The sequence below is a fragment of the Chryseobacterium candidae genome (genome assembly GCF_004916905.1).
Classification (GTDB): Bacteria; Bacteroidota; Bacteroidia; order Flavobacteriales; family Weeksellaceae; genus Chryseobacterium; species Chryseobacterium candidae.
The window spans coordinates 1-12418 of record NZ_SDLV01000019.1 but is presented as its reverse complement, the minus strand read 5'-3'; the positions used below and the strand labels follow the sequence as shown (position 1 = coordinate 12418).

The 12418-nt window shown below is 37.6% G+C and carries 11 protein-coding genes; 5 read left to right on the top strand and 6 right to left on the bottom strand.

Features of this window, described 5'->3' with window-relative positions; all coding sequences use genetic code 11:
* Positions 1 to 50 precede the first annotated feature (50 nt).
* The 5 genes from EK417_RS10230 to EK417_RS10210 form a co-directional block, all read right to left on the bottom strand.
* On the bottom strand, positions 51 to 2261 hold the full coding sequence (locus EK417_RS10230) for a glycoside hydrolase family 3 C-terminal domain-containing protein (protein ID WP_410493708.1): 2211 nt from the start codon (positions 2259 to 2261) through the stop codon (positions 51 to 53).
* A 287-nt stretch (positions 2262 to 2548) separates the two neighbouring features.
* Positions 2549 to 3358 carry a methionine ABC transporter substrate-binding lipoprotein MetQ gene (gene metQ / locus EK417_RS10225; protein WP_076595568.1) on the bottom strand — a complete coding sequence of 270 codons (810 nt, stop codon included), beginning with the start codon at positions 3356 to 3358 and terminating at the stop codon, positions 2549 to 2551.
* Between the two features lie 100 nt (positions 3359 to 3458).
* Positions 3459 to 4115 carry a methionine ABC transporter permease MetI gene (gene metI / locus EK417_RS10220; RefSeq protein ID WP_076595569.1) on the bottom strand — a complete coding sequence of 219 codons (657 nt, stop codon included), beginning with the start codon at positions 4113 to 4115 and terminating at the stop codon, positions 3459 to 3461.
* Positions 4108 to 5136 (bottom strand): methionine ABC transporter ATP-binding protein, encoded by a 1029-nt coding sequence (locus EK417_RS10215; RefSeq protein WP_110366993.1) that lies wholly within the window; start codon positions 5134 to 5136, stop codon positions 4108 to 4110. The genes metI and EK417_RS10215 overlap by 8 nt, the downstream gene beginning before the upstream one ends.
* An 18-nt stretch (positions 5137 to 5154) precedes the next feature.
* Positions 5155 to 6150: an EamA family transporter gene (locus tag EK417_RS10210; RefSeq protein WP_110366992.1), complete on the bottom strand. Its 996-nt coding sequence runs from the start codon at positions 6148 to 6150 to the stop codon at positions 5155 to 5157.
* Positions 6151 to 7241: 1091 nt separating this feature from the next.
* Here EK417_RS10210 and EK417_RS10200 point away from each other — a divergent pair.
* The 3 genes from EK417_RS10200 (at position 7242) to EK417_RS10195 (ending at position 10666) form a co-directional block, all read left to right on the top strand.
* Positions 7242 to 7955, top strand: a complete 714-nt coding sequence (locus EK417_RS10200) for a DUF3575 domain-containing protein (RefSeq protein ID WP_076595572.1) — start codon at positions 7242 to 7244, stop codon at positions 7953 to 7955.
* Positions 7956 to 8290: 335 nt separating this feature from the next.
* Positions 8291 to 8443, top strand: a complete 153-nt coding sequence (locus EK417_RS21080) for a hypothetical protein (RefSeq protein ID WP_168801976.1) — start codon at positions 8291 to 8293, stop codon at positions 8441 to 8443.
* A 96-nt stretch (positions 8444 to 8539) separates the two neighbouring features.
* Positions 8540 to 10666, top strand: a complete 2127-nt coding sequence (locus tag EK417_RS10195) for a type IA DNA topoisomerase (RefSeq protein WP_110366991.1) — start codon at positions 8540 to 8542, stop codon at positions 10664 to 10666.
* Positions 10667 to 10884: 218 nt separating this feature from the next.
* Here EK417_RS10195 and EK417_RS10190 read toward each other — a convergent pair whose 3' ends face one another.
* Positions 10885 to 11307: a hypothetical protein gene (locus EK417_RS10190; protein ID WP_083688804.1), complete on the bottom strand. Its 423-nt coding sequence runs from the start codon at positions 11305 to 11307 to the stop codon at positions 10885 to 10887.
* 165 nt (positions 11308 to 11472) lie between these two features.
* Between EK417_RS10190 and EK417_RS10185 the strand changes: the two genes are divergently transcribed.
* Together EK417_RS10185 and EK417_RS10180 are read left to right on the top strand one after the other, a co-directional pair.
* Positions 11473 to 11895, top strand: coding sequence for a PaaI family thioesterase (locus tag EK417_RS10185; RefSeq protein WP_110366990.1), 423 nt, complete (start codon positions 11473 to 11475; stop codon positions 11893 to 11895).
* A gap of 116 nt (positions 11896 to 12011) precedes the next feature.
* Complete coding sequence (locus EK417_RS10180; RefSeq protein ID WP_076595577.1) at positions 12012 to 12356, top strand: phage holin family protein; 345 nt, start codon at positions 12012 to 12014, stop codon at positions 12354 to 12356.
* Positions 12357 to 12418: the final 62 nt, after the last annotated feature.

Below are 12418 nucleotides of genomic sequence, written 5' to 3'. Positions count from 1 at the left end.
GGAAGAGGCTGTTCTTATAAGACAGCCTCTTTTGATATTTTGTGAATAGTTTATTTTAAAGTAAACTTCACTTTCGTTTTAATGGCATCGGAAGAATTTCCGATCAGCGCTTCAAAGTCTCCCGGTTCAGCTACCCAATCGTGTTTTTGAGCATCAAAATAGCTTAAAGCCGTTTTATCAATGGTAAAAGTCACTTCTTTCTGTTCTCCCGGATTCAGGTACACTTTTTCAAAACCTTTCAGCTCTTTTGCAGGGCGGGGAACAGAGGATTTTAAATCGCTGATATAAAGCTGCGCCACTTCAGCACCTGCTTTTTTACCTGTATTTTTAACGGTTACTGTAAATGTGATTTTACCATCCTGTGAAATAGTAGTCTGGTCGGCTTTCGCTTTTCCGAATTCAAAAGTGGTATAGCTCAGGCCATGTCCGAAACTGAACAGAGGTTTTATCTTTTTAGTATCATGCCAGCGGTATCCTACAAAAATGCTTTCATTGTAGGTAATATTGATAGGATTTTTCTGATCTTTTCCTTTTCCTGCCGCCAGTTCATCTTTCTGTCCCGGATATTCTCCAAGCTGATGTGCTGAATTGTCTTCAAGTTTTACAGGGAATGTAAACGGAAGTTTTCCTGATGGGTTGGCATCTCCTGCTAAAATTGCAGCAATTGAATTTCCGGCTTCAGAACCCAGATACCAGGCCTGTACAACCGTTGGAACCTCTTTAATCCATGGCATGGCTACAGCATTTCCGGAAACTAAAACTACAGCAAGATTTTTATTTGCCTTTGCAAGAGCAGTAATCACCTGATCCTGACTGTATGGAAGCCCATAGCTTTTTCTGTCGTTTCCTTCACTGTCCTGGAAGTCTGCTTTATTCAGGCCGCCTACAAAAATGACATAATCTGATTTTTGGGCCAGTTCTACGGCTTCATTCAGTAATTCAGTTTCAGATCGTGTATCTTTTAAGTCCTGGCCGGATTTTACACCGTTATATTCTCCTCCGATATCCCCTACATAGCCTCTTGCATACTCTACATCTGCCTGTTTTCCAAATCTGGATTTGATTCCGTCAAGAGGAAGGGTTTCATATTTCACTTTTAAAGATGAAGAACCTCCGCCTACAGTCATTATTTTGATAGCATTTTCTCCGATAACGGCTATTTTTTTAGCCTTATTAATATCAATTGGAAGAATATTTCCCTGATTTTTTAATAAAACGATTCCTTCTTCTCCAATTTCTTTGGCTACAGCTTTATGCTCTTCAGAAGCGATATTCCCGAAAGGTTTGTTGCGGTTCATCGTCGTTTTATAGGCAAGACGAAGCAGTCTTGTTACCTTGTCATCCAATTCTTTGGTGCCTACTTTCCCTGCTTTAATCAGATCAAGATAAGGTTTTGCCAGATAATAGTTGTCATAGGCATTTTTAGTTCCTGCAGAAAGTCCGTTGGTCCATGATCCGAATTCCAGATCAAGCCCGTTATGAATGGCCTGTTCAGTATTGTTGACAGCTCCCCAGTCTGAGACTACAACCCCTTTATAATTCCATTCCTTCTTTAAAATATCATTTAAAAGATACTGATTCTGGCTGGCATACTGGCCTTTGTACATATCATAAGCACCCATAATGGTCCAGGAATCACCCTCTGTTACTGCGGCTTTGAAGGGAGGAAGGTAGATTTCATAAAGCGCTCTGTCATCCACATTCACATTGCTTGTATGACGGAACATTTCCTGATTGTTCAGGGCAAAATGTTTTACAGAAGTTGCCACTCCGTTGGATTGTACCCCTTTGATATAAGGAACCACCATTTTTGAAGTCAGATAAGGATCTTCACCCATGTATTCGAAATTTCTTCCGTTTAACGGAGTTCTGTAAATATTGACTCCAGGTCCAAGAAGAATATCTTTTTTTCTGTAACGGGCTTCTTCACCCAAAGCTTTCCCATAGTTCCATGACATTTTTTTGTTCCAGGTGGCAGATAAAGCAGTCAGGGCAGGGTAGGCGATAATAGAGTCGTTGGTCCATCCCGCCTGATCCCATTCGTCCCACATTACTTCGGGGCGAACTCCGTGAGGTCCATCTGTTGTCCAGAATTCCGGAATTCCCAATCTTGGTACACCCGGCGAACTGAATTTCGATTGTGCATGAAGCATGGCTACTTTTTCTTCCAGGGTCATTCTTGATAATGCATCCTGAATACGCTGTTCTACAGGTTTGGATTCATCCAGATATACAGGGATGGTAGTATTAGTCTGAGCCATATAAGAAGCAGAAATAAAAGTGAATAAACTTATAATGACGGTTTTCTTTAACATAATGCCTTTCTGTTTGATTAAAAGCAAAAATAAAGAAAATTTCTTTATTATCTCAAATTGAGAAAATAAAATTTTAGCGAATAAAAAACTGCCTGCTTATTTACAGACAGCTCATTATTAAATATTTTATTTGTAATGACGAAAAAAATAAAGAGAAGCATACGAGTGAAAAGCAATACTATGAATCCCGGATCCACTCTCACAACTCTAATACTCTCAAACCCTCTCACTCATCAATCCCAGCCCCTCACAGCCCCTCCTTTGAAGATTTCTTTAGCTTTCTTTTCTACTTCGGGAGACTGATAGGCTTTTACAAAGTTTTTTACTTTCTGGCTGTTTTTATTATCCTGTCTGGCCACTACTAGATTGACATATGGAGAGTCTTTATCTTCAACAAGGATACCTTGTTTCTCCTGATCAAGGCCGGCCTGAGCGGCAAAATTATTATTAATCACTCCCACAACAACATCTCTGTCATCCAGCACTCGTGGAATCTGAGCACCTTCAATCTCCATGATTTTCAGTTGTTTCGGGTTTTCTGTAATATCGGTTACTTTGGGCAGAAGTCCGACACCATCTTTTAATTTTAAAAGACCGCTTTTCTGCAAAAGAAGTAAGGAACGTCCTCCGTTGGTAGGATCATTCGGTATAACGATAGTGTTGCCTTCCTGTAACTGGCTGATATTAGTAATTTTTTTTGAATAAGCTACAATAGGATAAACAAATGTATTCCCCACTGGCACAAGGTTGTAACCTCTCTGCTTTGACTGTTCTGTTAAATATGGAATATGCTGAAAGGCATTGGCATCAATATCTCCGTTAGTCAGTGCTTCATTGGGAACTACATAATCATTGAAAGGGATAAGTTCCACTTCCAGATTGTATTTTTCTTTAGCTACTTTTTTGGCCACTTCGGCAATCTCCTGTTCCGGACCATACGTAATGCCTACGCGGATAAAGTTCGGGTCATCTTTTCTTCCCGAGCACGCACTGAACAGCAATATTCCTGCAGCCAGTAAACCAAAAAACTTTATTTTTTTCATTCTATTTTTTTATTTTAAATGCTATTGAGGTAAAAGATGGATGAACTCTCATACACTCAAACCCTCAAACCCTCAAACTCTCCAACCCTCCAACTCAAAACTACCTGTGATCAAATCTTTTTGATAATCTGTCACCCATAAACTGGATCATGAAAACCAAAAGAACCAGAAGAATCAGAACGGTATTCATAATGACAATGTCATACCCGATATATCCGTATTGGTAACCTACCTGTCCAAGTCCTCCTGCGCCTACAGCACCACCCATTGCAGAGTACCCTACAAGAGTAATCAAAGTGATAGTAGCATTGTTGATTAATGAAGGAAGTGCCTCAGGCAGCAATACTTTTCTGATGATCTGTAACGGAGAAGCTCCCAAAGCTCTTGCTGTTTCTATAAGACCGTGAGGAACTTCAATAAGGCTGTTCTCCACCAGTCTTGCAATAAAAGGTGCTGCTCCCACACTTAGCGGAACTAATGCGGCATTCACACCTATAGAAGTTCCTGCCAAAATTCTGGTGAAAGGAATCATCCATACAATGAGAATAATGAAGGGAATGGCACGGAAAATATTAACCAGAATAGATAGTCCCCTATGGTAGACTGCATTTTCCAGCAGCTGTCCTTTTCTGGTTAAAAACAGCATAATCCCAACCGGAAGTCCCAATACAAATCCAAAAAATCCGGATAAAAATGTCATATAAACCGTTTCCCAGGTTCCTTTTGCCAAAAGGGCAATTACCGTATCACTAAGCATATCCTTTTACTGTATTTTGAATTTTATTTTGGTTGAAATAATAGATCGCCTGCTGGTTTTCTTCCGCTTCACCCTGAAGCTGCAAAAGCAGTTTACCGAAATTGGAATTTCCAAAATATTCTACATCTGCTTTTAACAATTTATAAGGGATTTTATATTGGTTGTATAGCGTTGAAAGAATTTCTTCAACACTGATGTTTTCGTTAAGTTCTATTTCGATCAGCGGAAATAAATCTTCTTTAGGCTCTTTCTGAAGTCTGTTGATGAGTTCCTGCGGCAGGGTCATGATGTCTGAATTGATGAACTGGCGGATGATCGGGTTTTCTTTATCCGAAATAATCTCGCTTAAAGTTCCTTTTGTTAATAATTTTCCTTTGTCGATAACGGCCACATGGTTGCAGACCGCTTTGATGACTTCCATTTCGTGGGTAATTAAAAGAATGGTAATTCCCAGTCTCTGATTGATATCCCTTAAAAGCTGCAGGATAGACTGCGTTGTAGCAGGATCCAGTGCGCTGGTAGCTTCATCACAAAGTAAAAGGTGAGGATCGTTGGCTAAAGCCCTGGCAATAGCTACTCTTTGTTTCTGCCCTCCTGAAAGGCTTTTGGGATAATCATTGGCTTTGTCTTCAAGTCCTACAATCTTCAGGAGTTCATTTACTTTTCTGTTGATATCGTCCTTGCTGGTATGATCCAGTTCCAATGGAAGCGCTACATTATCAAAAACAGTTCTTGAAGAAAGAAGATTGAAATGCTGGAAGATCATTCCTATTTTTTTACGCTCCTCAGCCAGTTGTTTGGAGCTAAGTTTGGTGAAATCTTTTCCATTAATAATGATCTGTCCTTCATCCGGTCTCTCCAATAAATTGACCGTACGGATCAGCGTACTTTTTCCTGCACCTGAAAAACCGATAATTCCTACAATATCTCCTTTATCGATAGTAAGACTCACCTTATCCAGTGCCTTAAAAGACTGTTTTTTCTGGTGAAATGTTTTGGATATGTTTCTGATTTCTATCATTCTGATTTTATATACTTTTTAAATAGGCTGATAGGGTCTGCCTGCTTTGTTTAAAAATCTCTTTACTCTTCTGATTTTGACCTTGGACCGTTTTGAAAGTCTGAAATACTTGGTGACATTGGTTAGAAGTACTCCCAGCAATATAATAAATAAACCATACAGCTGACCTCCATTGATGCTTTGATTCGCAACAATCCAGCCTGCAATCACTGTTACAATAGGATTGATGTAGGTATGGGTGCTTACCAAGGCAGCGGGTTTTACGGACAGAAGCCAAATGTACGACAAATAAGCGATTATCGATCCAAAGAAGATCAAAAATAGAACCCCAAACCATGCCGATAACGGAACCGCAGAAACTGAAAAATCAGTCCATTCCTTTCGGAAAAAAGCAATCAGAAAAGAAGCTAATCCTGCTACTATAAGCTGTTGGGCAATATTCATAAACGTAGATTGGGAAGCAGGATTTTTCTTTGAATAGAGAGCTCCAAGTACCCAGGCAATGGAGCTTAATCCCAAAACTATAAACGCAGTAATACGCAGACTTCCGTCAGCAACTACATGAATATCAGAATTTATGCTGCCTTTTAAAAAGAGTACTAATCCTACAAATCCTATGACCAGTCCTATCGGAATAAATTTATCCGAAAAATAATACTTCCAGTTCTTTTTGTCGATCGCAATAAACCAGAATGGGCCGGTTGCAATAGAGATAGCCGCTTCTGAAGCCGTTACATATTGTTCTCCCCACGCAACAAGTCCGGTTCCTCCTGTAAGAATAAGAACTCCGATAACTGCATTTTTCTTCCAGTTGACCAGAGAATTTGCTTTTTCTCCTTTAGACAGAAGATATCCGATCATTAGAATTCCGGCAACCAGAAACCTTAATCCCGAAAGAATGAATGGCGGAAAACCTTTTAAGCCAAATGAAATAGCTAAAAAAGTAACTCCCCATATCACATAGATGTTTGTAAAAGCTAATGGAATCAACCATTTGTTTTTGGAATTATTCATTTTTATGTTTTTAATGTTGTTGTATTTAATAAGAAAAAGGCTCTACCACGTGGTAAAGCCTTTGAAAATATATCTAAATAAAAGTAAGGTCAACCACAGTGTTCTTCATGTACAGGCATACAGATATCCTTCATCATATTTTTGATGGTATATTTCTTTTTTGGATTATTCTTTAATTCTGCCTTCATTTTTTTTATTTCCTGAATACGTTTGCAAATATAGAATATAATTTTTATTAGTCTACTAAAAAAGTAGGTATTTTGAATATTAAATTATTGTTAATGATTTAAATTGTTGTTTTTCAGGTTATTGTATGTTTTTTTATTTTTAATTTTTTTTGGTGAAATATATTGTTTTTATGTCTTTTTGTTCCAGTTATATCAAAATTTCATTAAAACAGATGTTGTGAAAAAGTCAAAATATATTGAAATTTATGAGAATTATGTAATTGTGAAATGCCGGTAAAGGTGATTACAGAAACACAGGTGTTGCATTTATTAAACCAGTTAAATGCACAGGATTTCTGTTCAAAGTAATTCAGCATCAAAATTAAAAGAAATGAACGGTAGAATATTAGGCCTGTCATATTATTCCTGTTGCAGACAATGCTAGAATAAATTTAGATTTTCATACTAAAGTTTTAGGAGTAAGACAGGTAAAAAAAATCATAAATTTTGATGATCCGGGAACGTATCACTTTTATTTTGGAAATGAAAACGGAACACCGGGAACGATTCTTACTTTTTTCCATGGGAAGGAATAGGTAAAGGAATAAACGGAAGTGGTATGGTTATCCATATCGGATATTCATTACTGAAACTACGCTCGAACTTATCAACTCGAATCCCGAAATCCCGCCTTCTGTCTTAATAACCAATTAACAATTTCAATACATGGTTATGCGATATTTTCCATGTAAAAAAACAGAGGTTTCAATAGTATGAATTTTATCATGCAAGTGAAAATATAATGAAATATTGTTGGAGAAACCAGTATTTTTGAAGTACTTTTTGCATATAATAAAACACAAATTTAGAATTATTTCAGAAAGCCAAATCAATGGCTTTTTGTTTTTAAATAATAGAATCTTTATGAAAAAAACAATTATTTTTAGTGGATTATTCTTATCCATTCTTATCAATGCTCAGAAGAATAACGTTATGTTTAATCCTTTTTCCCTCGCTTTTGGAAAAATTCAGGTAGGGTATGAGCGACCTATTAATTCTAACATGACTTTAGGCTTAACTATCGGGGCAAAGATGTCATCAGGTGTTTTTAAAATCTCCGGGTTAAATACAAATGCAATCCAAACCGACGATTTTAATTATAAAGGTATTGAGCTGCAACCAGAATATAGATGGTATTTACAGAAAAATGTAAAAAATTACACCGGATTTTTCTTAGGAAGTTATTACAGATACCGGAATTACAATAACAAACTTGCTATTGTATATAGACCGAATTCAGCCGATGATTCTAAAAATTACAACCTTGAATCTGGTCTTATATCTCATACCTTAGGCTTTGAAGTAGGCTATAAGCTTCCTGTTTATAAAAATTTGTTTGTTGATTTTATAATAGCGGGACCAGGGGTGAGTTTTAATAAAGTTACCTTAGATACTTCTGGTGTAAACATCGAAGATCAGTTTTATACTGATTTGGCAGCTGCTATTAAAGAAAAATATAGTTTTGTAAATAATTTAAATCCAAACTTAAACTTCAAAAAAGACGGTAATTCAAACAGAAGTTCAAAAATTGTATTACCAGCTTTTAACTATGGAGTAAAAGTGGGGTATTCTTTTTAATTCTGGATTTGTAAAATACAGTAAAAAAAGCCATGGGAGGCAGCGTTAAGAATAATACATTAATCAAAAAGCTCTTCTCCTTATTAAAGAGGTTGGAAATTTACAGTACTACAGCGAATCTAAATAAAGTTATTCTTTTAAATTAAACAGGTTTAAGAGTAAAACATACCCGTATGTTTTCCAAAAACAACAATCCTATCTAACCATACTGCCGGATACAAAAAGTTTCCGGCATTTTTTTTTGCAGCAAAGTCATTTATTCAACCAGTTAAATGTGCAGGGCTTCCAGTCTCTCTAAATTTCTCTTGTTAAATAAGAACCAATAAAAATCTGGTATGGACAGAAAAGATTTTTTAAAGAAAGGATTATGGGGAACAGAAATGTTTTTAGCATCAGCTTCTCTGGCAGGCGCTATGAAAAATGACATTGATGATATCGAACCCCTTAGAACCGATCGGATACAATCATCTTTACAAGATAGAACCTAATTTACTCTATTTCAACTTTAAGGCTTCTACAATCAACTGAATTTGTAAAGTCAAAAAAAATCCCGATTTTTGCACTCCTTCAATAAACCCGAGTTCATGAAATTATGTATTGCCGAGAAACCCAGTGTTGCCAGAGATATCGCCAAAGTATTGGGCGCTACCACGCCTAAACAAGGCTATATGGAAGGAAACGGCTATTGTGTAACATGGACTTTCGGACACCTCTGCACCCTGAAAGAACCTCATGACTACGGTCCACAGTTCAAATCCTGGAATCTCTTTTCACTGCCGATTATTCCCAGCAGCTTCGGAATCAAGCTGATCCCGAATAAAGGAGTGGAAAATCAGTTTAAAGTGATTGAAAGATTGGTGGAAGAATGTGATGAGGTCATCAACTGCGGGGATGCCGGGCAGGAGGGAGAACTCATTCAGCGTTGGGTATTGCAGAAGGCAAAATGCAACAAACCTATCCAGCGTTTATGGATTTCTTCATTGACGGAAGATGCTATTAAAGAAGGATTTGCAAGTTTAAAACCTGCCGAAGATTATAAAAATCTATATCTGGCCGGAAATGCCAGAGCGATAGGAGACTGGTTATTAGGAATTAATGCTACCAGGCTTTTTACCAAGAAATTCGGGGGAAATAAAGCGGTTCTTTCCATTGGAAGAGTGCAGACTCCCACACTGGCCATGCTGGTTCAGCGTCAGAAAGAAATTGATGCTTTTACCACAGAAGAATACTGGGAGCTGAAGACCAAATACCGTGATGTCATTTTCAATGCAGCGATCGATCGTTTAAAAACATTGGAACGGGCAGAGAAAGGGCTGGAATATCTTAAAGTCAATCCATTTGAAATTGTTTCTTTCGAAATTAAAGAAGGAAAAGAAAAAAATCCACGACTTTTTGACCTTACCGGTCTCCAGGTGGAAGCCAATAAAAAATATGGATACTCAGCAGAAAATACGCTGAATTATGTGCAAAGTCTTTATGAAAAGAAACACGTAACCTATCCGCGTGTTGATACCACCTACTTATCCGATAGTTTATATCCGAAAATTGCAGGAATTCTTCAGAAAATGTATCCTTATCAGGATCTGATTGCTCCGTTGCTGGAAGCTCCGATTCCGAAATCGAAAGCGGTTTTCGACGATACAAAAGTAACCGATCACCATGCGATCATTCCTACGGAAATTCCACCTTCACAGAATCTGAGCAGGGAAGAAAAACTGATTTATGATCTGATTGCCAAACGTTTTATTGCTGTATTTTATCCGGAATGTAAAATTTCCAATACCCTGGTAGAAGGAAAAGTAGGAACCATTCCTTTCAAAACAAGCGGAAGACAGGTTCTTGAAGCAGGATGGAGAGCCGTTTATGCCAAAGAACCCAAAGAAGAAGCTACCGATAAGGAAAAAGAAAAAGAGGAGGAACAGACGATTCCTGAATTTATTGTAGGAGAAACCGGACCACACGATCCGATGATTCACCAGGGAAAAACCACACCTCCAAAACCTTATACAGAAGCAACCTTGCTGAGAGCCATGGAAACAGCCGGAAAGCAGGTTGAAGATGAAGAGCTTCGTGAAATGTTGAAAAACAACGGAATCGGAAGACCATCTACCCGTGCGAACATCATCGAGACCCTTTTCAAAAGAAAATACATCGAGAAAAAAAGGAAAAATCTCATCGCTACCCAAACCGGAATACAGCTGATCGATACCATCGAAGACGAGCTGTTAAAAAGCCCGGAACTCACCGGAGAATGGGAATCTAAACTTCGTAAAATTGAAAAAGGAGAGTATGAAGCCAATCTTTTCAAAGAAGAACTGATTCAGATGGTTACAGAACTGACTGAAAAAGTGGTGTACGGAAAAGGAAAAGTGATTACCCTTCAGGAAGAAGAAAAAGAAGAAGTGAAGGAAAAGAAAAAAAGAGAACCTGCCCAGAAAAAAGAACTTCAGTCCTGGGAAGAAACAAAATGTCCTAAATGTAAAGGACACAATCTGATCAAAGGAAAAACAGCGGTAGGCTGCTCTGATTTCAAAAACTGCGGCTTTAAAATCACCTTTGAAATTTTCGGTAAAAAATTATCAGATAAACAGCTCCTGGATCTCGTATTAAAAGGAAAAACCTCAAAACTAAAAGGTTTTTCTACCCATCCGGAAGCTATCACAGAAGGTGTTCTCACTTTAAATGATGATTTTCAGGTACAGCTTAGTTGATCAATTTCAAATCGACAATTCCATTCGGAAAAACAGTTAACGAGAATGATTAAGTGGAGAATACGGGATTCGAACCCGTGACCTTTTGACTGCCGGTCAAACGTGGTAAATCTTTGTATACGCTAGTTCTATTGGGAATGACAAGCTGTAGGGATAGACTAAGTGCTGTATTTGTCATTCCGCGGGTTGCAGTTTTATACTTTCTCTGAAAGAGTGGTTTACCGGAACAATCTCCTGTACCAGCCATCAACATCACTCCTAATCTCATCATGATGCCTGCATAAAATGACTGCCAGCTCCAGCTCAGACCTTTCAGGTTGATAAGGATTCAAAGTAAGAAATCCGAAGAAATTTCCATCCTGATCAACAATTGCCGGAGGATAAGAAGCATAAGCATTCCATGGAGAATATGCACCATATGTACTACCGTAGTTTCCATAGGTATTCCATATAGATTTTGAACCGAAGGTATTTCCGTAATCGCTAAACTTGTTCCAGATCGAATTTTTATCAAAATTATCACAGTTTAGGCATCCCAAATATTGATCATGATCTGCACCGCCATACAAATGCAGCGTTTGCGCATGAAAAATACAGCCAGCCAGAAAACTTAAAAACAGAAGTGCTTTTTTGATATCCATAGAAGTATTCCTTTATTACAAAGCTAACTCTTTGAACCGGAATTTTGATAAAGCAAAAATAATGAGTTTGCCTGCTCAAAAGTTCATGCCCTTAGAAATTTTTTACGCTTTAAATTCTTTACTCTTTAAATCAATCTTTAAATTTACATGCAAATTCAAAAAATAATGACTCCAGAGAAAAGAAAACTCATTACAGACAGCTTTGGCCGTTCAGAAACCCTGAAATTCTATCAGGCAGAACTGCTGGAAGCAGAAACTGATTTTATCTCCATGAAGATCCCTAAAATGGAAATGATGACCAGAAAAGCAGGAATGTTCAACGGCGCAATGATCGCCTCTTTGGTAGATGTTTCCTCTGGATATGCCGCTGTGAGCCATTATCCGGAAGACTGTTATGTAGTGACCGTTGAGCTGAAAGTGAATTACCTTCGCCCTGCCATGGGAGATGCATTGGTTTCAAAATCTTATGTCATCAAAGGTGGAGGAAAAATTGTTGTAGTGAGAACAGAAATTTATGTTCAGACCGAAGGTTCTGATTCAGAAAGTCATGTGGCCACCTCATTAGTCACCATGATGAAAATAAAATAAGAATTTAAGAAAAAAAAGACAGAATATTCCTTCAATAAAGGGTTTCAGAGAATTCTTTTTTCCGAAATGGAATGGCTTTTGCTCCACAAATCCCATAAACATTAAAAAATATCACAATGAACTTAATTATCCGACTATTTATCACAGCGATTGTCGCTTACCTTTTAACTAAAATTTTACCGGGAGTACAGTTTGAAGGATTCTCTTCAGCGATCATCTTTGCTATTGTACTTGGGGTTCTTAACATATTTGTAAAGCCTGTTTTAAGCCTGTTTGGCCTTCCGTTGACCATTCTTACCTTAGGATTCTTTGCTTTGGTAATTAATGCTGCAATTGTTCTTATTGCAGATTATTTCATAGACAGCATGGTAGTAGATGGATTCTGGTGGGCATTTATCTTCAGTATATTATTGTCAATTGTAACCTCTCTGGCAAACTCCATGTTCTCAGATGGAGAATAACGATCAGAAATAAATCCATGACTAGTCCTAAAATAGGTTGACATAAAATTAGACAATATTTA